This window comes from Serpentinicella alkaliphila (assembly GCF_018141405.1).
Classification (GTDB): Bacteria; Bacillota; Clostridia; order Peptostreptococcales; family Natronincolaceae; genus Serpentinicella; species Serpentinicella alkaliphila.
Genome location: NZ_CP058648.1, coordinates 2,886,421 through 2,906,268, shown reverse-complemented (window position 1 = coordinate 2,906,268; position 19,848 = coordinate 2,886,421). Strand labels below are relative to the sequence as shown.

Here is a 19,848-nt window from a genome sequence, read left to right as displayed (position 1 = left end):
AATTAGCTTAAAATTTATTGCAAAAATAAAAGATTAAGCTATTTAATTATAAAAAAAGTTAAGGGGAGTGGTAAGAGAATATTATTTGGTAACATGAAAAAATATATTTAAAAAAATAGGGGGAGATTTTTATGTTTAGAAAGCTATTAGCTTTAATGATGATTTGTTTAATGGTACTTGGTTTAGCTGCTTGCGGTCAAAAACCTGCAACTACACCTCAAAATGCAAGTGAAGGTTTTAAAATTGGTTTAGTAACTTCAACTGTTTCTCAAAACGAAGAAGAGTTTAGAGCAGCAGAAGAAATGATAGCTAGATATGGTGTTGATATGATCAAGCACGTTACATATCCAGATAGATTTATGCAAGAGCAGGAAACTACTATAGCTCAAATTGTTGCTTTAGCATCAGATCCAGAAGTTAAAGCAATTGTTGTTGTTCAAGCTGTACCAGGAACAGCAGCAGCTATTGATACAATAAAAGAAACAAGAGATGATATTGTGTTCGTAGTAGGTAATCCTCATGAAGATCCAGATTTAATAGCTGCTCGTGCTGATGTAGTATTAGATGTTGACCAATTAACTCGTGGTTTAACAATCGTAGAAAACGCGAAAAAAATGGGAGCAGAAACTTTTGTACACTATTCTTTCCCAAGACATATGTCTTATGAGCTTTTATCTCAACGTAGAGATATTTTAAAACAAACTGCAGAAAATTTAGGTTTAAAATTTGTTGAAGTAAATGCTCCAGATCCTACAGGTGATGCTGGTATTCCAGGAACACAACAATTTATTTTAGAAGATATTCCAAGACAAGTAGCAACTTATGGAAAGAATACTGTATTCTTTGGAACTAACTGTGCTATGATGGAACCAATGATTCGTACTATTTTAAGTGAAGGTGCAATTTTCACTGAGCAATGTTGTCCTTCACCATACCATGCTTATCCAGGGGCTTTAGGAATCGAAATCCCTGCTGATAAAGCTGGAGATGTGGCTTATATGTTGCAACAAATCGATTCAAAAGTAGATGAAAATGGAAACAGCGGAAGAATGGCTACTTGGAAAGCACCAGCTAGTATGGCGATGGTAAGAGCTGGAGTAGAATATGGTATTGCTTATGCTAAAGGTGAGATTGAGAAATTTGACAAAGCTGCAATAACAAAATACTTATCACAAGAAACTGGCGGAGATGTTGTAGTAACTGAACTAGATGGTCTGTCAAACTTCTTAATGTTTGTTGCTGAGTTAGAAGTATTCTAAGAATAGTAATTTATCTTAGAGAATAGTGGGATATAATGTATTGAGGTTGCCCTTTGGCAACCTCAATATTTAGGACTTCATTTGTCAAAGGAGGGAAAAGTTTGGCGACAGAATATTTATTACAGATGAAGGATGTTAGTAAAGAATATTCAGGCAATAGAGTACTAAAGGGCGTTAATATCAATATTAAGGCTGGAGAAATTCATGGTTTAGTAGGAGAGAATGGTGCAGGTAAGTCAACTTTAATGAACATTCTTTTTGGTATGCCAGTTATTCATAGTACAGGTGGCTTTGGCGGAGATATTTTGATTGATGGTAAGATTGCCAATCCTAAATCACCGAGGGAATCGATGGAGTTAGGAATAGGTATGGTACATCAAGAGTTTATGTTAATTCCAGGATTTAGCATTACAGAAAATATTAAGCTAAACCGAGAGATAACTAAAGAGAATTTATTTAGTAGAATATTAGGACCAAAGATGAAAACATTAGATTTAAAAAAAATGGGGCAGGACAGTCGTGAGGCATTAGATAAGCTTGGAATGTCTATTGATGAATGGCTTCCAGTAGCAGGATTACCTGTCGGGTATATGCAGTTTATTGAGATAGCAAGGGAGATTGATAAAGACAATTTAAAGCTATTAGTATTCGATGAGCCTACTGCTGTTTTAGCAGAATCTGAAGCAGATAGATTTTTAAAAGTAGTAAGAAAGCTTTCAGATATGGGTATTGCAATATTGTTTATTTCCCATAGACTAGACGAAATTATAGAAATTACTGATAATATTACTGTGTTAAGAGATGGAGAAGTTGTATGTAATCTAGCTACAAAGGATGCAGATGTCCATAAAATTGCAGAATTGATGGTAGGTAGAAAGATAGAAAACACTAATATGGATAAAACCTTTATAGAGGAAACAGAAGATGAGGATTGTATATTAAATATAAAGGATCTATATGTAGATATGCCTGGAGAGATGGTTAAAGGCTTGAATCTTAATGTTCGTAGAGGAGAGATTCTTGGTATTGGTGGTTTAGGGGGACAAGGCAAAATAGGAGTTGCAAATGGAATAATGGGCCTATACCCTACAAAAGGAGAAATTTTAAAGGATGGTAAACCGTTACCTTTAAATCAACCTAGAAAAGCATTAGACTCTGGAGTTGCCTTTGTGACCGAGGATAGAAGAGGAGTAGGTTTGCTTTTAGATGATTCTATTGAACACAATATTGCTATTTCAGCACTTCAAATAAAGGAAAAATTCTTAAACAAAATAGTCGGTATTAAAATGATGGATGAAAAAGCTGTAAGGGAACATGCTTTAAGTATGATTCAAGAGCTAGATATACGTTGTACTGGACCAAAGCAGTTAACTAGACGCCTTAGTGGGGGTAATCAGCAAAAAGTATGTATAGCTAGAGCGTTAACGTTAGATCCAGATATCATTTTGGTGTCAGAGCCTACGAGGGGAATAGATATTGGTGCAAAAAAGATTGTTCTAGATTTGCTTGTTAAACTTAACAAAGAGCTAGGCATGACAGTAATTATAACATCTAGTGAACTAGCGGAGCTCCGTTCGATTTCTGATAGAATTGCTATTGTCTTTGAAGGGAAGCTGGAAGGTATCTTAGCTCCTAATGCCAGTGATGTAGATTTTGGTTTAATGATGGCTGGAGAATACGGTAAAGAGGAGGTGTCGTAGGATGGATGGCTTTAAAAATTTCATAGAAAAAGTAGGATATCCTAGACTTATTATTGGTGGCTTTTTACTAGTTCTCTGTATATCCGCAGCTATGTTGTCAATCCCTATTCCAGGACTTATAAGTGATATACTTATACGTATAGGTATGAATGGGATATTGGTTTTAGCTATGGTACCTGCTATTCAAGCTGGTGTAGGTTTAAATTTTGCCCTGCCTTTAGGGGTTGTATGTGGCCTTATTGGAGCATTAATAAGTATAGAATATAAATTAGCCGGTTTTACAGGCCTTTTCGTTGCGTTTGCAGTGGCTATACCCATAGCTGCGATTGTTGGGTATTTCTATGGTCAGATGCTTAATAAAATGAAGGGGCAGGAAATGACTGTGGGTACTTATGTTGGCTTTTCAGTTGTATCAGGTATGTGTATTTTTTGGCTGTTAGCACCCTTTAAAAGTCCAGAGTTAATTTGGGCTGTTGGTGGTAGTGGTCTGAGAGTTACTGTTTCCCTTGAGTCCTCTATAGATAAAGTTTTAAATAGATTTTTAAGCTTTAGATTTGCGGGTATTCAGGTGCCAACTGGGTTGCTATTGTTTTTTGCCCTATGTTGTCTTATAGTATGGCTCTTTAATAAAAGTAAAAATGGTGTTATTATGAACGCAGCTGGATCAAATGAAAGATTTGCAAGTGCTACCGGAATCAATGTAAACAGACAGAGAATTCTAGGTGTCATCTTATCAACGATACTAGGTGCAGTTGGGATCATTGTTTTCAGTCAATCTTTTGGGTTTTTGCAGCTATATAACGCACCGCTTTTTTCTGCAATGCCTGCTGTTGCAGCTGTTTTAATTGGTGGAGCATCTATTAGAAAAGTTAAAATTAGTCATGTTGTTATTGGAACCTTTTTATTCCAAGCTTTATTGGTTGTGGCTCTTCCTGTACTCAATACATTAGCCGATGGAAGTATGTCGGAGGTTATTCGAGCTATAGTTCAGAATGGGATTATTCTTTATGCCTTGACAAGAAAAACAGGAGGTGACCTAGCGTAATGGATCAGAATGTGAAAGTAGTTGAAGTAAAAACAAAAAGGCAAATAACAGTAGACTATATGTACCGTTTTATTGTACCTGTTGTTTTTGTAGTACTTTGTGGAATCGGTTATAACCTATCCGGGTTGCAATCTACTTTTGTCTTAAATGAAGTAATTATAAGACTTGCTAGGAACTCCTTCCTAGTAATATCATTGATTATTCCTGTTATAGCTGGAATGGGACTTAATTTTGGAATTGTATTAGGTGCTATGGCTGGTCAGATTGCATTAATTTTTGTTACTGATAATTCCTTCGGTGGATTAGGGGGTGTACTCATAGCCTTTCTTGTATCTACTCCTTTAGCTATAATATTTGGCTATTTAGTTGGACAGGTTTTAAATAGAGCCAAAGGCAAAGAAATGATTACAAGTATGATATTAGGTTATTTTGCTAATGGGGTGTACCAATTGGTGTTTTTAATGCTTGCTGGTACTATTATTCCATTTAAAACTGAGAAATTAATTTTGTCCACGGGTATGGGTGTTAGAAATAGTATAGATTTAATAGCTGTTAGACAGTCTTTGGATAATATCTGGAAAATTAGACCAATGCAAGGATTAGCTATACCTATGGTGACTATAATAGTCATAGGTTTCCTGTGCTTAGCACTAACTTTCTTCTTAAGAACTAAATTAGGCCAAGAAATGAGGACTGTAGGTCAAAACATGCATATAGCAGAAGTATCGGGTATTAATGTTGATAAAACAAGAATTATCGCGATTATTATTTCTACAGTGCTAGCTGCATGGGGGCAAATAATTTTCCTACAAAATATTGGTACTTTAAATACTTATGGAAGTCATGAACAAGTAGGACTTTTTGCTGTAGCGTCCCTATTAATAGGTGGAGCTTCGGTTACAAAGGCTACATATGGTCAGGCTTTATTGGGAACCTTCCTTTTCCATATGCTATTTATTATATCCCCGATGGCTGGACAAAACCTGATGGGAGACAGTCAAATTGGAGAATTCTTTAGAGTATTTGTTGCGTATGGAGTTATAGGTTTGGCCCTGTTACTACATGCTTGGCAAAGAAAAGGAAAAAAATAAGGTTTTAAAAATAATATTCATATGTATGTTTTTTAGTATTCATGAATATAAACTCTCATTCTTAGGTTTTTGGCAAAGAGTGGGAGTTTTTATATTATAGAAAATTTAATTTAGGAGGAGATAGATTTAATAATCATATCCTAAGGGTGAAGAAGACAATTGAGATGGGAAGTTCGGATCAAAGTAATGGGGTATCGGATTCAATGTATTGGTTAGATATAATCCAATATCCCATTTTATAACGAATAATTTCTTGAGGTAGTAACCACGATTCTGTGGATCCAAACTTTTAAATTCAATATCAGATATTCCAGGTATGTGGTTTTTAGATTTACCTGTCCATGAAAGATCATATTCTTACAATTAATTAGAAAAATAGAGTGAAATTCACCACCAGTTGCAATTCTGGTCTGTTCTTGAGACCACGTGATTAGGGCTTCACTAAAAGGTCCATCTTTTATAAAAAATGTAGTGATGTTAGTTACGTTGAGGCGTAGGGATTTGGGCATTTTAGAAAAACTATTTGCAAATTTCCTATTATACTCATGAATTTCTTTTAAATTGTTATCGTTAGAAATCAACTCCATATCAAACACAAATAAAAAGTCCGTACCTAGCAATCCTGCTTTTCGTTTTCGAATAATGGTACTGAAAAACCATGGATTTTTTTATCTATTTCTAGTTCAAAATCACTGATGTGGGTTAATAATTCAGATATTCTTTCTAAGGCTTGGAAGTTTTAATGAGAATCCTTCCTCTAATAATTGTTGTTAGATTAATTTAGGTGGTGTAACTACTTTTTTAATAGAGTCATCCTCCATCTTTAGCAATATACTCAACCTAAAGAAAGTAATTCGTTAGTTAGTCCGTCTGTTGTTGAATTAAATGTATCATTATTTTTTTATAATCCCTAATGAACATTCGGCAATAAAAAATGACTAAATAATTTGTGATAACTTACTATAAATATGTTAGTTCCTTAGTTAAAAATCGCTAGCAACTATATATAGCGTTTATATTATTGGCTTCTGAATCCACAAGACTCTCTGATGATAAGTCTAGTATCGGCTAATATCTGAACACATCTTAATATAGGTTTGCTAATTAGATGAGCTAAAATTGAAGCTGCTTCCTCGCCAATATCTTTTGTTGGTATTTGAATAGTTGTAAGACTAGGTTGTAGTTGGGATGCAATCGAAATGTCTCCAAAGCCTACCATAGCCATGTCTTTTGGTAGTGATAAATTAGCTTCTTTTAAAGCTCTCTGGGCTCCTAAAGCTATGGTATCAGACGTTATAGTCATTGCAGTTGGCCTATCCTCCAAAGTTAGTAATTCTTTACACAATACATAACCTGAATGCTCATCGAATATACCGTGCCTAATATATTCAGGTTTTAAAGTGATATTATGGTTACTTAAAGCTTGTTTGTATCCTTTCAGTCTCAGTTTAGAATTTCTAAATTGCTCGTTACCATTAATTAAAGCTATTCTTTCATGACCTAAATCTATTAAGTGTTTGGTGGCGATATATGTTGCGTGCTCATCGTCTATGTTCACAGAACTAATATTTTTGTTAGAAATTAGTCGGTTAATAAATACAGAAGGAATTTTTTTAGATTGAAGTATGGAAATAAGTAAATCTTCTTCTTGTAGACCTGTACCAGTTATTAATAGACCGTCATATTGTTGCAAAGAAACACTATCTATAGTTTCATCCAATATTACAATTGAATTTTCATAGTTTAAGTGAGATAGTGCATCTATAAAATAGGTGACAATTGAGTAGATTGTTGGATGTTGTTCAAAGTCATGTGCAGTAAACTTTGGAACGATAATTCCAATACGTTTCTTAACTATCTCCTGTGGTTTTTGTTTTGGAACATAATCCAAGCTCTCTAAAACAGATAAAACATGATCCCTAGTTTCGTCCTTAACATTTGAGTTTTTATTTAGTACGCGGGATACTGTACTTGGTGATACCCCTGCAATTTTTGCTATATCTCTTATATTTACCATTAAAAAGCACCTCGAGTTTTTTTTTAGAATAACAAAAAAAAAAGAAAAATTCAATGAGTTTTAAAAATAATTTCACAATAATAGTGAAAATTTAAGAAACAATTAAGAAACACAATGAAATATAAATGAAACAAAAAAAGTTTTTTTACACTCATTTTATATTGAAAACCCCAAAAACACGTGTTATTATTATATCAAGCACAATACAAAAACAACTCAACATAAATAGAATGGCTTTGAAAACAAATGAAACATAACCAAAAATGTTTCAGAAAGATAAGAGGTGTTATAAATGCAAAAAACTGCATTGGTTACTGGATCTTCTAGTGGTATAGGGAGGGGGATTGCTTTAAAGTTAGCTGAGGATGGGTATGACTTGGGAATAAATTGTGAAAGTAGCGTTGAGAAGGCTGAAGAGGTTGCTGGGTTGGTTAGGGAGAAGGGTAGAAAGGCTATTGTCATTCGAGCTAATATAGGAAACTTGGTAGAACAAGGTAAAATGTTTGATGTTTTTTTTGAAACCTATGGAAAAATTGATGTTTTAGTAAATAATGCAGGGATCACAAGAACGAGCAAGCTTATTGATACAACGGAGGAAATGATGGATAAGTTGTTTCGAACAAACTTTAAAAGCCACTATTTTGCAACGCAGCGTGCTGCTAAAAACATGATTTGTAATAATATTAAGGGGTGTATTGTTAATATAACATCTCATCATCAACAATCAATATTTCCTGAAACTAGCGTTTATGGGTCTTTAAAGGCTGCGCTTTCAAAATTTACAAAGCACTCAGCCCTTGAACTTGCGCCGTATGGAATTAGGGTAAATGCTGTTGCTCCGGGGCTTATTCAAGTACATAATAACCAATTATCAAATAGAGAGAATTTTGTTATTTCAAAAACCCCTTTGCAACGCTGTGGTCAAGTTGAAGAAGTGGCTGAAGTAGTATCTTTTCTTGTTTCTGATAAAGCGTCTTTTATAACGGGCATAGATATGCTTGTTGATGGAGGGAAGGTCTTGCCTAGTGGCATTGATAATATTTACTCGAAGCGAGTTTTACCGGGTAAATAATAAATAATTAAAGGGTGGATGGTTTTGAAAATTTTGAGGATAGGTCAAGCGGGATTGGTTGTTGAAAGCGACTTAGGAACTAAGATTATGATAGATCCGTATTTATCAAATTCTCTGTTTGTTAAAAAAGGAGATGCTTTTAGAAGGTTGGTTCCTGTTAATATGAATTTTTATAGTTATGACATTGATATATTGTTCATATCACATACTCATGAAGATCATATGAATTTTGATACTTTAGATGAAATGTTGTTAGAGAGAAAAACAATAACTGTGATTTGTCCAACTAGTGTGTATGAAAAATTAAAACCTAAGTATTATAACCATAACTTTATACTTTTTAATCCTGGAGTAGAGATCTCTTTAGGTGATGTTTTGTGTAAAGCTATATATGCAGAGCATGAAGATGTTGATGCTGTAGGTATATGCATGACGCTGGAAGACAGAACTGTCTATATCACGGGGGATACTCTTTATACAAGCAAGATATTTGATTTTATAAACGAGAAGATAGATGTTTTAATAACGTGTATTAATGGAGCTGGGAACAACATGAATTGCGTAGATGCAGCAAGGTTAACGAATAGATTAAAACCTATTATCGCAATACCTTACCACTATGATATGTTCGAAAAGTATGGAGAAGACCCTTGCAATTATTCGATGTTGGTAGGTGAGGATACAAAGGTTTTGATATTGGATAATTATAAAATCTTTGAATTTAATAAGGGGTGGAAGAGTGAAGGATAAGATTACACGAGTCGAAACGTATAAAGTTAGGATACCTAGAGATACGCCTTATTTAGGTGAGTTAAATAAGGATGAGTATGTAAATGCCAATGGGTACTTTGTTCGTGGGGCAAATAAAAGTATATATAGTATTTATGATCAATCCCTTTTGGTTAAAATTACCACGGAAAGTGGTAAGGTTGGCTGGGGTGAATGTGTCGCTTTTGTGGGCCCTGAAGTAACTGAGGCAATTGTTAAAACAATTATTGAACCTCAAATACTAGGAAGAAGCCCGATTGATGTAGTTGCTATATATGAGGATTTGTATAACGCAATGAGGGTTAGGGGTTATTTTGGAGGCTTTTATTTAGATGCAATTAGTGCTGTTGATATTGCTTTGTGGGATTTGAAGGGCAAAATACTAAAAAAACAGGTGTGTGAGCTTTTAGGGGCCTCGGAAACGCAGAAAGTAAAGGCTTATATATCTGGACTTCCGGTTCCAACAACTAGTGAGAGAGCTGAAATGGCAAAGTTTTGGCAGGATAAAGGGTTCGACGCTGTAAAACTTCCCATTGTACTTAATGTTAATGAGCCAGAGGTTGAGGTTAAGTCCTTGAGAGATGCTATGGGGAAGGAAGCTAAAATACTTGTAGATATGCACTGGAGATATACATCTTTAGAGGCGATTAACTTAATTGAAAGAATGAATCAATATGATTTATATCTTGCTGAAGCCCCTGTGAAACCAGAAGATGTAGAAGGGCAAGCCCATGTGGTTAGGAGTGTTAAGACTAATGTTGGTATAGGTGAGGAGTTGAGAACTATTCACGAGTATATACCTAGATTTGTTAATAGATGTATGAATGTAATACAACCTGAAATGGGGAGGATTGGCATAACAGCATTTGTAGATATTTGCAGAACTTCTATGGGTTTTAATCAATTGGTTATGCCACATGCGAGTATTGGGATTGGGATTTTTCAAGCTGCAAGCTTGCATGCTTCGGTTACTTTATCTAATTGTGTGTATCACGAATATCAACATTCTATATTTGATAAAAATCTTAAGTATTTAACGGGTAACATGAGTTGTAGTGAAGGGTATTTTTATTTGTCGCAAGAAGTGGGTTTGGGAGTTGAACCAAGGAATGAGTTTTTACAAAAATATACTTATTAAGGGGGGGGTTGAATGGTTGAACTAAAAGGAATATGTCCGATAGTAGCGACGCCGTTTACGGACAAAGGGAATGTAGATTATGACAGTATGAGAAATTTAGTTAGAGTTTTAATAGAGGGAGGATGTGGCGCATTAACACTTTTTGGTATTGCTGGTGAATACTACAAGGTAACTGAAGGTGAGGGAAACCAACAAATTAAAATTTTAGTTGATGAGTGTAAAAAAGCAAATGTACCATCCATAATATCGGTCACATCTCATGCTACTGAGGTTGCGGTAGAGAGAGCTAAGTTCCTTGAGGAGCAAGGGGCGGATACACTTATGCTTTTGCCGCCTTTCTACTTAAAGCCAGGGGCTAAACCAATATATGAGCATATAAAGGCTGTAGGAGAGGCGGTTAACATACCTATAATGGTTCAATATGCGCCGGAAGAAACGGGTGTAACTATTACGCCGGATGTTTTTATTGAGCTAAGTAATACAGTTCCTAATATAGAGTATTTTAAAATAGAAAACAAACCAAATGGAAAATATGTTAGTACGATGCTAAAAGAGACTAATGGAAAGGCTAAAATATTTATTGGAAATGCAGGGTACCAATTTATAGAGGCTTTTGATAGGGGTGCTATTGGTGCGATGCCAGGCTGTTCTATGTATGATGTATATATTAAAGTCTATAACCTTTATTTAGAAGGTAAAAGGATTGAAGCTATTAAGATTCATACAAAGCTTATTGAGATACTTAATCATATTAGGCAAAATGTTGAAATGATAATAAGTTTTGAGAAAAAGATATTGAAAAAACGAGGAATTATAGAGAGTGATTATTGTAGAAAGCCGACTTTCGATAGTGATGATTATTATCAAAAACTATTTGAATATTACTTCAATGAAATCAAAGAGTATTTTGAGTATTAAAAGCTTTGGTGTAAAGATGTGGTTTGCTCGCTTGCGGTAAAATAAGGGGTGTGGAATATGGAAGATACAATAAAATGTATAAAAGAAAACAAAATAATTGCAATAGTTAGAGGTATAGGGTCTGACAAAATTATTATGACTGCAGAAGCGCTATATGCTGGAGGTATAAAACTTATTGAAGTTACATTTGATCAATCAAGTGCTACGGGGAACCAAGATACTTTTGAGGCTATTAAAAACTTATCTCTTTGTTTGGGGGATAAGATTTGTGTGGGGGCAGGAACTGTTATGACGGTTGAACAAGTGGAATTAGCTGTAAAGGCTGGTGCGAAATATATAATCTCTCCGAATTTTGATGCAGATGTAGTGGTAAAGACTGTTGGGTTGGGTGTGGTATCTATACCTGGAGTTTTGACCCCAACTGAAATAACGAATGCTTATAATGTAGGTGCCTCCTTTGTAAAGATATTTCCTGTAGATGCTTTTGGACCACAATATATTAAATCTATAAGATCCCCTGTTAGTCATATACCTATGCTAGCTGTAGGTGGTATAGATTTAGATAATCTGAGATTATATATGGATACTGGTATAGTTGGTGTTGGAGTTGGATCAAGTCTAGTGAATAAGAAGTTGATAAGTGAAGGTAGGTTTCATGAGTTAACGGAGTTGGCAAAGAGATTTTGTGATCGCCTTGAGTAGTGGGATTCCTTGGATTTATAATTAATCTTATTTGGCGGATTTAAAAATTAGCTATTTACCCAAGATTGAGTATTTAGAAAAAATATAACTATAAAAATGTAGAGGTCTATTATGTATAAATTAAAAATGTAAAGGAGGATACATATGAGTAGAGTTATATGTTTTGGAGAAATAATGGGGAGGCTCTGTCCCCCTGGATTTAAAAAGGTAGTTCAAACAAACTTGTTTGAATTGACTTTTGCGGGAGGAGAGGCTAATGTTGCGGTGTCTTTGGCTAACTATGGGATTGATTCGAGTTTTGTAACGAAGGTTCCGGATAATGATATGGGCAAATCGGTTATAAGGGTGTTGAAAAGCTATGGGGTAGATACAAGTAATGTATTGGTTGGTGGAGAAAGGCTTGGTATGTATTATGTTGAAAAAGGTGCCTCTCAAAGGCCTTCTAAAGTAATATATGATCGTAAATATTCTTCTATATCCATGGCAGAATCCGGTGAGTTTAAATGGAATAGTATTCTTGATGGGGTAGAGTGGTTTCATGTTACTGGTATTACACCTGCTTTGTCGGATAATTGCATAGAAATTACGTTAGAAGCACTGAAAATTTGTAAAGAAAAGGGGATTAAAGTAAGTTGTGATCTTAATTACAGAAAAAATTTATGGTCCGAGAAAAAGGCGAAGCAAGTTATGACCAGTCTTATGGAATATGTGGATGTATGTATTGCTAATGAGGAGGATGCGGAGAAGGTTTTTGGAATTAAATCCAACGACACTGATGTTGTTGGTGGAAAAATAAACAAAGACGGCTATATTCTTGTAGCAAAGGAGATAGAAGAGCGGTTTGGTTGTAAAACGATTGCTATAACTCTTAGAGAAAGCTACTCGGCTAGTGTGAATGGTTGGTCTGCGATGATTTATACTGGGGGTAATGCATACTTCTCGAAGAAGTATGATATTCAACTAGTTGATCGAGTTGGTGGTGGGGATTCTTTTGTTGGTGGGTTGTTGTATGGGTTATTAGAAATAGATAATCCTCAAGAAGTAGTTGAGTTTGCAGTTGCAGCATCTTGCTTAAAACACACAATTGAAGGTGATTTTAATCAGGTAAGTATTAAGGATGTTAAAGCTTTGATGGCGGGTGACGGTTCTGGAAGAGTTCAGAGGTAGGGGTTAAACTGCGCTAACTATGGAGAAAGTTTTGCAGAAAAAATACATTTTGCTATAAACTACCTGGTTTGATATGCTCGCTAGTTTTGGTATTTCTTTTGTGTAATAAATATACTGTTGATTAACAAAACACCCTAAGAATTAAATGAAGGTTGGAATTTTAAGTGTTACATCGTTTGTAGAAAATTAAAGGAGTTTTTTGTATGATTTATCATCTAGAAAATCAACATATTATCGCTAAAATAAATGCAAGAGGTTGTGAACTCTCCTATTTGTTTGATAAGAATGGGAATAGGAATTATTTGTACGAGGGGAAATCTGAGGGATGGAGTCGCCAATCTCCAATACTTTTTCCTGTGATTGGAAGGCTACACAATGATAGTATAATTGTTGAAGGTGAAGCTTACGGTATGCCTGTGCATGGTTTTGCTAAGGATTGTTTTTTTAAAAAAGTTGAAGAATCTGACTCGCACGTAAAGATGTTGTTGAGTCATAGTTCTGAAACCTTGGAAGTCTTTCCTTATAAGTTTGATTTTTTTGTTACTCATAGTATCGAAAATTCAACATTGCGTGTCTTGTATAAAATAGTTAATAAAGATGATAAAACGATATATGCAAGTGTTGGTGGGCATCCTGGTTTTAAGCTTGAACAGAACACGAAACTAGAGGATTATTCAATTGTTTTTAATAGAAGAATAGATGTTATTACACGTAGGAGGTATAGGGACTTACTTTCTTTGACAAAAGAGATAATTGAACTAGATGTGAATAGATACAAATTAAAACCTGATGATTTTAGAAATGGCCCAATAATCATTGAAGACTTAGTTAGCAGTGCTATGCTTATTAATGAAGAAATTAACTTCAAAGTGATCCTAAATTTTGATGGATTTGAAGTTTTGGGATTATGGACCAGAGAGAGTATGGTTGATGATGCTGAATTTATCTGTATAGAGCCGTGGTGTGGAATAGATGATTTAGAGGGTTCGTTGCCTTGTGAGTTCGGAGATAAACCTAGAATTAAAAGAATAGAAGTTGGAAAGGCTTTGGATTTGAGTTACAGTATAACGATAGGTTAGAATTTGTTTGATCAAGTTACTTATGAAAGAGGAACTATGAAACTCAAAATGAAAATGCAATGAAACATATTACAAATTTATGAAACGTAACATATACAAAAAAATGATAATTTATGGTAAAACAATATTGAAAGACTGGTATAAAGGTGATATAATGAAGATGAGATGAACTAATTATTTGAAACACATATGAAACAAAATGATTGTTTCAGAAAAACACAGAACTACCTATATGACCCAAAAAAACAAGAGGAGAATTAAGTTCAAATTCGGATGGATTAATAGGGAGGTAAAAATGAAAAAAATAATTGATGGAACGGAAAAGTTAGTATCTAGGGTGCTTATAGCTTTGCTATGTACATTCGTCTCTATTGTTATTGTACAAGTTGTGGCGAGATATATCTTTAAATCACCATTAACTTGGACTGAACAAACGGCTAGGTATATGTTTATATGGATGATTATGTTGGGCATTCCTGTTACTTTTAGAAAAAATATGAATGCGGCATTTGATTTGGTTACAAGTCGCATGGACAAAAAAATTGTAGATTTTATCAATATATTTAACACACTATTAATAACGTTTTTTGCAGGATACTATTTTTTTAGTAGCATGCATCTGGTGTTTAGATCGACAAAAACAATAGCCCAAGGAATTAATATACCTATTAACTATGTTTATACTGCGCAACCTATTTGTGCAGTGCTATTAATTCTATATTGTCTTGAGAAGTTAGTAGACGATATTAAAATAGTTAGTGCTAAGAGAGTTGTTAGAAAAGGGGGAGTCTAATGCTAAGCATATTATTTCTAAGTTTTTTAATCTTATTAATTTTAGGTATGCCAATCGGTTATGTAATGGCGGTCTCTGCTACTCTTTCTATCGCTAGCAATTCAAATCTTCCGGGTATAGTTATGGCACAAAAAATGTTTACGGCTACAGATTCCTTCTCTTTGATGGCGATACCTTTTTTTATGCTTGCTGGACATCTAATGACGGAAGCTAATATTACCCAAAGAATACTCGATTTTTCTAAAACTCTAGTGGGGCATATTACTGGAGGACTAGCCCAAACTACAGTAATGTCTGGTATGTTAATGGCCGGAATTTCTGGCTCTGGAGCCGCAGATGCCTCTGCAATTGGTGGTATTATGGTGCCGTCTCTTACGAAGGATGGCTACGATGAAGGGTTTGCTGTTTCTTTAATAGCTTCCTGTGCTGCTTTAGGTCCTATTATACCTCCAAGTATAATAATGATAATGTATTCTAGTGTAACTAATATATCGGTAGGTAAATTGTTTTTAGCTGGGGTATTTCCAGGGATTGTAGCCGGTATTGGTTTTATGGGCATAAGTTATTTTTATGCGAGAAAGAATGGATTCGTACCTAGTAAAAGGGCTAGTTTAAAGGTTATAGGGAATGGTTTTGTAAAAGCCATTGGAGCTTTAATTATGCCAATTATTATAATGGGTGGAATTTTATCGGGTATATTTACGGCTACTGAGTCTGGTGCAATAGCCTGTGTTTATGGATTGATTTACGGATTGGTTACAAAGAGCTTAACCATTGAGAAGATAAAAAGAGCTTTGCTTAACGCTACATTATCAACAGTACCAGCGATGTTTGTTATAGCTGTAGCATCAATTTTTGGCTTCATCATGGCGCGTGAAAACTTCTCTAGTCTAGTACTTAATTCAATCCTGCAAATTTCTGATAATGCCTACATAGTTTTATTTATTGTAATAGGGTTTTTAGTGGCATTAGGAATGTTTGTTGATACAACAGCTGCTATTATTATGGTTGTTCCGGTATTAGTACCTCTAATAGGTCGATTTGGTTATGATCCACTACACTTTGCTATAATCATAGTTATTACTTTGGTGCTCGGTGCTTTAACACCTCCTGTTGGAATGCTGGTATACATAGTGGCTGGAGTTAAAAATACACCTACTGAAAGAGCTTTTGCTCACATATTACCATTTGTTATTTGGATACTAGCAATAGTTACTTTTATGGTGTTTTTCCCTAAAGTTGTGCTATTTATTCCAAATTTAATGTCTTAAGTAATTTAATTTACGAAACACTAAGTGTGCTGTCTTTGTGGTTATTAAAAATGCATCGAAAATGCATTTTAATATTAATCTTCATTTAATAAATAATTTGAGGAGGAATAAAATGAAAAAGCTAGTTACTCTGATGTTAGTTTTGGTATTACTTAGTACGAGTGTTATTGGTTGTGCAAAAAAAACAAACGTTGCAAGCAAAACAGAAGAAAAGGTTGTTTTAAAGTTCGGGCATATATTGGCTGTTGGCACGTTGGGTGATAAAACAGCTAACGAGTATGCGAAAAGGGTTTTAGAAGAATCAAATGGTCGTATTGTAGTTGAAGTTTTCCCTGCGGGACAGTTGGGCACTCTACCGGAAAATATGGAAGCTCTAGAGTTTGGAGTACTTGCTATGGCTTTTGTTGATGGTTCTATGTTGAGTACTATAGTGCCTGAATTTGGAATGATTGCACTTCCGTTTATTTTAAGAGACTTTGAACATGCAGAGGCTGTATTGGCTAGTGATACAATGAAAGCTTTCGAAGATAAATTAATCACTTTAAAGGGAATTAGACCTCTTAGTTGGCATCAGAATGCAAATAGAGTATTTTTAACTAAAAAGCCTATTTATGAAATTAAAGATTTTCATAATATTTTAGTACGCTCACCAGAAGCAAAGTTATATATGGATACTTTTCAACGTTTAGGAATGAAACCGACACCGATTCCATGGGGAGAGGCCTTTACTGCATTACAGTCACATATCGTTGATGCTGTGGATGGGGACCCAATTTTACTGGAACAATTAGGTTTTTATGAATCGGCAAAATACCTTACGGATACTAGACATATTATTTCGACTCTAGGTTTAGCAGTTAGTGAAAAGAAATGGAATGATTTATCTGATGAAGACAAAGAAATACTATCAAGAGTTGCTCTTGAAGTAAAAGATTTTCACATTAACAACTTCTTTACAGATGTTAACGCTGCCTTTGAAAAATTGGAAGCTGCAGGAGTTGCAATTACAAATATTGAAGATAAACAGTCCTTACTTGATTTATTTAAACCATATTGGAGTGAATATGCTGTGGGCTTAGAAAATGGCGAAAAAATATTACAAGAAATAATTGATGCAAAGTAAAATATAAGTTAAAGGGCAGTCTCGAAATAGATGGAAGATCTAAATATGAGATTGCTCTTTTTTTATGTTAATATGTAGGTAATGAGGACAAAAGAAACTTAAGTTGTTGTATAGTAATTATAAGGGATGTAATATAAGAGAAATACCCGTGAAAATGCTTTTGTTATTTTCTAGATTTAAAATATGAATGGTTACATTTTTTTAAAAAAAATTTAGTATTGCGTATTCCTATAACTGGTCCGGATAAATTTGTTAAAATAGATATAGAAGTGAAAATGGTAAACTAAGGAATTAATTATTATCTGTTTCAAGTGTATATCTTTTAAAAGAGAATTATTAATATGTAAGTGTTTGTAGGTAGTTTCTAGGTGTAAATTTGTTGGTTTTGGTTATGTTTGGGTTTGGACATAACTGATTGGATTAAGGTTATTGAAGGTAGAAGTTTTATAATATAGAATAGAAATATGGAGTGAGGGCTGTGTTTTCTTATGAAATTATAAGTGGGATAGAAATGAAAGAAATGATTGAATATTTTAAACTGATCTCAAAGGTTCAAAAGGAAGAGCATAGGTTTGTAGGGGATGGGTGGACTGTTGAACTGACTCCATTACCTAGATCTAGTAATCAAAGGTTAAACATTCCTAGAACGAAAGTGATGTTTTATGGTAATGAAACTGTTTGTAGAGATATAATTATGAAGTACCGCTACAAGTTTATGAGAGGTGGCGGTTGATAAGTAGGGGGGGAGAAACATGCTGAATTTAAATGAATTTGTGCTTGATGACGTTAAAGAAAGTAATTTTCTCGAAGAGTCCCACAGAAGGTGTGTCGCTTATGGTATTTCTGAGGACCAAGTTATTAGCAAAAAGATTATAGAAGGCGATGAATTAAATCAACGTTTATTGAAAAAGAAGGATTTGATAATTGCAGCAAAACCTTTTATTGATAAATTATATGATTTTGTTAAAGGCTCTGATTTTTTCACGATGCTAACTGATGAAGAGGGTTGCATATTAATGGTAACCGGTGATGATCTGATTTTAGAAAAGGCCAGAAGATATAAGATGATTCCCGGAGCTTATATGAGTGAAGATTGTATTGGTACAAATGCTATGGGAACGTCAATAGCTGAAAATAGGCCTGTTCAAATATCTGGTAAAGAGCATTTCATTAAGGCTTATCATATGTGGACCTGCTCTGGAGCACCTATTCATGATGTTGAGGGAAATATTATTGGTTCATTAGATTTAACGGGTAATTGTGATGCTGTTCATTCACATACTTTGGGTATGGTAGTATCTGCTGTCACAGCTATTGAGTCGATTATGTCATTGAATAAGAAAAATCGACTTTTAAAGGACAGTAATGTTTTAATTGAGTCCTTGTTTAATTCTATTAAAGAAGGTATTGTACATGTTGACTTAAATGGTGATGTTTTAAGTTCAAATGACCAGGCTTGTAAAATGTTCGGGTATCAAAAGGGTGTTTTTGAGGCATTAAATATTCGTTCTTTAGTTACAGATTGGGAAAAAGTACAACATGACATATTAACGATGGATGACTATCAAAATGAAGATGTAATTATTCAAGCTAGGACAAATAAATTATATTTTAATTTGAATGCTTATAAAGTAAACGAAGGAAAAGAGGTACATGGTATTATTCTAATGTTTAATGACATTAAGAAAGTAAGGAAGCTTGCTCATAAGATATATGGACGAAAAGCTGTTTATACATTTGACAAAATTATTGGTTGTACACCTAAAATGTTAGATCTTATAGCCTTTGGAAAAAAAGTAGCAGACAGTAGATCTACAGTTTTAATAACTGGTGAGAGTGGTTGTGGTAAAGAGATTTTTGCTCAAGCGATACATAACTATAGTAGGAGGGCAAAGGAGGCCTTTGTTGCCATTAATTGTGGTGCTATTCCTAGGAATCTTATGGAGTCAGAATTCTTTGGATATGATGATGGGGCTTTTACGGGGGCTAAAAGAGGAGGGCAGGTTGGAAAGTTTGAGGTTGCTGATGGGGGGACGATTTTTTTAGATGAGATAGGTGAAATGCCACTGGAAATGCAAACTAAGCTATTAAGATCAATTGAAGAGTCTACTATTGTTCGAGTTGGTGGATCGAGGGAAATCACCGTGGATGTGAGAATCATAGCAGCTACAAATAAAAACCTTAAGGATGAAGTTAGAAAAGGTAATTTCAGACAGGATTTATATTATCGTTTATATGTTATCCCAATGGAGATTATGCCATTAAGGGAAAGGCCGGAGGATATACCTCTCTTAGTAGAATACTTTATGCAGAAGATAGCTTATAGAATAAATAAAAAGCCTCTACTTATTACTGAGCATGAAATGGATTTGCTAAAAGGGTATTCTTGGCCAGGGAATGTTAGAGAGTTGGAAAATTTCATTGAGTTGGCAATTAACAAAGAGAGGTTGCCAGTAGAGTTTCTGAAACCTGAAAATATACTTGAAGATTTTAAGGATAAAAACGTCGAGATGGTATCTCTAAAATTCATTGAGAAAGAACATATAGAGAGGGTTCTACATAACCAAGGACATAATATTTCAAATACTGCAAAGGTACTAGGTATAGGTAGAAATACCTTGTATAGAAAATTAAATGAGTATTTAATTGAATACGAAAGAGTTTAAAAAGACGTTCCATTGTTGAACATTGTTCCTTAATGGAAC

General features: G+C 34.4%; 17 protein-coding genes. 16 read left to right on the top strand and 1 reads right to left on the bottom strand.

The features are described from left to right. The first annotated feature begins 131 nt into the window (after positions 1 to 131). From HZR23_RS14835 to HZR23_RS14820, 4 genes are all read left to right on the top strand, one after another. Entirely contained in the window at positions 132 to 1,259 is a 1,128-nt protein-coding gene (locus tag HZR23_RS14835) for a DUF3798 domain-containing protein (RefSeq protein WP_132847268.1), read from the top strand. Between the two features lie 101 nt (positions 1,260 to 1,360). Continuing rightward, positions 1,361 to 2,959 carry a sugar ABC transporter ATP-binding protein gene (locus tag HZR23_RS14830; RefSeq protein WP_207667819.1) on the top strand — a complete coding sequence of 533 codons (1,599 nt, stop codon included), beginning with the start codon at positions 1,361 to 1,363 and terminating at the stop codon, positions 2,957 to 2,959. Between the two features lies 1 nt (position 2,960). Then, complete coding sequence (locus HZR23_RS14825; RefSeq protein ID WP_132847267.1) at positions 2,961 to 4,004, top strand: ABC transporter permease subunit; 1,044 nt, start codon at positions 2,961 to 2,963, stop codon at positions 4,002 to 4,004. Then, entirely contained in the window at positions 4,004 to 5,095 is a 1,092-nt protein-coding gene (locus HZR23_RS14820; protein WP_132847266.1) for an ABC transporter permease subunit, read from the top strand. The genes HZR23_RS14825 and HZR23_RS14820 overlap by 1 nt, the downstream gene beginning before the upstream one ends. 1,018 nt (positions 5,096 to 6,113) lie before the next feature. Here the strand turns inward: HZR23_RS14820 and HZR23_RS14815 are convergent. Next, the gene (locus HZR23_RS14815; RefSeq protein ID WP_132847265.1) at positions 6,114 to 7,112 is read right to left on the bottom strand and encodes a LacI family DNA-binding transcriptional regulator; all 999 of its coding nucleotides are present in this window, start codon (positions 7,110 to 7,112) and stop codon (positions 6,114 to 6,116) included. 292 nt (positions 7,113 to 7,404) lie between these two features. Here HZR23_RS14815 and HZR23_RS14810 point away from each other — a divergent pair, with 292 nt between their 5' ends. From HZR23_RS14810 to HZR23_RS14755, 12 genes are all read left to right on the top strand, one after another. Next, positions 7,405 to 8,184 (top strand): SDR family NAD(P)-dependent oxidoreductase, encoded by a 780-nt coding sequence (locus HZR23_RS14810; RefSeq protein ID WP_132847264.1) that lies wholly within the window; start codon positions 7,405 to 7,407, stop codon positions 8,182 to 8,184. 24 nt (positions 8,185 to 8,208) lie between these two features. Continuing rightward, positions 8,209 to 8,934 (top strand): MBL fold metallo-hydrolase, encoded by a 726-nt coding sequence (locus tag HZR23_RS14805; protein ID WP_165913579.1) that lies wholly within the window; start codon positions 8,209 to 8,211, stop codon positions 8,932 to 8,934. Then, positions 8,924 to 10,090: a mandelate racemase/muconate lactonizing enzyme family protein gene (locus HZR23_RS14800; RefSeq protein ID WP_132847262.1), complete on the top strand. Its 1,167-nt coding sequence runs from the start codon at positions 8,924 to 8,926 to the stop codon at positions 10,088 to 10,090. The genes HZR23_RS14805 and HZR23_RS14800 overlap by 11 nt, the downstream gene beginning before the upstream one ends. Before the next feature lie 12 nt (positions 10,091 to 10,102). Further along, positions 10,103 to 11,008: a dihydrodipicolinate synthase family protein gene (locus tag HZR23_RS14795; RefSeq protein WP_132847261.1), complete on the top strand. Its 906-nt coding sequence runs from the start codon at positions 10,103 to 10,105 to the stop codon at positions 11,006 to 11,008. Positions 11,009 to 11,065: 57 nt separating this feature from the next. Then, the gene (locus HZR23_RS14790; RefSeq protein WP_132847260.1) at positions 11,066 to 11,710 is read left to right on the top strand and encodes a bifunctional 4-hydroxy-2-oxoglutarate aldolase/2-dehydro-3-deoxy-phosphogluconate aldolase; all 645 of its coding nucleotides are present in this window, start codon (positions 11,066 to 11,068) and stop codon (positions 11,708 to 11,710) included. Between the two features lie 144 nt (positions 11,711 to 11,854). Continuing rightward, positions 11,855 to 12,877, top strand: a complete 1,023-nt coding sequence (locus HZR23_RS14785) for a sugar kinase (protein WP_132847259.1) — start codon at positions 11,855 to 11,857, stop codon at positions 12,875 to 12,877. 203 nt (positions 12,878 to 13,080) lie between these two features. Next, entirely contained in the window at positions 13,081 to 13,956 is an 876-nt protein-coding gene (locus tag HZR23_RS14780; protein WP_132847258.1) for an aldose epimerase family protein, read from the top strand. A gap of 295 nt (positions 13,957 to 14,251) precedes the next feature. Further along, on the top strand, positions 14,252 to 14,749 hold the full coding sequence (locus HZR23_RS14775) for a TRAP transporter small permease (RefSeq protein WP_165913578.1): 498 nt from the start codon (positions 14,252 to 14,254) through the stop codon (positions 14,747 to 14,749). Then, positions 14,749 to 16,020, top strand: coding sequence for a TRAP transporter large permease (locus tag HZR23_RS14770; RefSeq protein ID WP_132847256.1), 1,272 nt, complete (start codon positions 14,749 to 14,751; stop codon positions 16,018 to 16,020). The genes HZR23_RS14775 and HZR23_RS14770 overlap by 1 nt, the downstream gene beginning before the upstream one ends. Before the next feature lie 112 nt (positions 16,021 to 16,132). Beyond that, positions 16,133 to 17,143, top strand: coding sequence for a TRAP transporter substrate-binding protein (locus HZR23_RS14765; protein WP_165913577.1), 1,011 nt, complete (start codon positions 16,133 to 16,135; stop codon positions 17,141 to 17,143). A 478-nt stretch (positions 17,144 to 17,621) separates the two neighbouring features. Continuing rightward, the gene (locus tag HZR23_RS14760) at positions 17,622 to 17,876 is read left to right on the top strand and encodes a hypothetical protein (protein ID WP_132847254.1); all 255 of its coding nucleotides are present in this window, start codon (positions 17,622 to 17,624) and stop codon (positions 17,874 to 17,876) included. Positions 17,877 to 17,895: 19 nt separating this feature from the next. Next, a complete protein-coding gene (locus HZR23_RS14755; protein WP_132847253.1) occupies positions 17,896 to 19,809 on the top strand; it encodes a sigma-54-dependent Fis family transcriptional regulator in 1,914 nt (637 codons plus the stop codon). Positions 19,810 to 19,848: the final 39 nt, after the last annotated feature.

What these genes read in the sequence shown, in the direction of transcription:
- HZR23_RS14835 (WP_132847268.1), top strand. Translation starts at nt 132, where the DNA reads ATGTTTAGAAAGCTATTAGCTTTAATGATGATTTGTTTAATGGTACTT.
- HZR23_RS14825 (WP_132847267.1), top strand. Translation starts at nt 2,961, where the DNA reads ATGGATGGCTTTAAAAATTTCATAGAAAAAGTAGGATATCCTAGACTT.
- HZR23_RS14820 (WP_132847266.1), top strand. Translation starts at nt 4,004, where the DNA reads ATGGATCAGAATGTGAAAGTAGTTGAAGTAAAAACAAAAAGGCAAATA.
- HZR23_RS14815 (WP_132847265.1), bottom strand. Translation starts at nt 7,112, where the DNA reads ATGGTAAATATAAGAGATATAGCAAAAATTGCAGGGGTATCACCAAGT.
- HZR23_RS14810 (WP_132847264.1), top strand. Translation starts at nt 7,405, where the DNA reads ATGCAAAAAACTGCATTGGTTACTGGATCTTCTAGTGGTATAGGGAGG.
- HZR23_RS14795 (WP_132847261.1), top strand. Translation starts at nt 10,103, where the DNA reads ATGGTTGAACTAAAAGGAATATGTCCGATAGTAGCGACGCCGTTTACG.
- HZR23_RS14790 (WP_132847260.1), top strand. Translation starts at nt 11,066, where the DNA reads ATGGAAGATACAATAAAATGTATAAAAGAAAACAAAATAATTGCAATA.
- HZR23_RS14785 (WP_132847259.1), top strand. Translation starts at nt 11,855, where the DNA reads ATGAGTAGAGTTATATGTTTTGGAGAAATAATGGGGAGGCTCTGTCCC.
- HZR23_RS14780 (WP_132847258.1), top strand. Translation starts at nt 13,081, where the DNA reads ATGATTTATCATCTAGAAAATCAACATATTATCGCTAAAATAAATGCA.
- HZR23_RS14775 (WP_165913578.1), top strand. Translation starts at nt 14,252, where the DNA reads ATGAAAAAAATAATTGATGGAACGGAAAAGTTAGTATCTAGGGTGCTT.
- HZR23_RS14770 (WP_132847256.1), top strand. Translation starts at nt 14,749, where the DNA reads ATGCTAAGCATATTATTTCTAAGTTTTTTAATCTTATTAATTTTAGGT.
- HZR23_RS14765 (WP_165913577.1), top strand. Translation starts at nt 16,133, where the DNA reads ATGAAAAAGCTAGTTACTCTGATGTTAGTTTTGGTATTACTTAGTACG.
- HZR23_RS14755 (WP_132847253.1), top strand. Translation starts at nt 17,896, where the DNA reads ATGCTGAATTTAAATGAATTTGTGCTTGATGACGTTAAAGAAAGTAAT.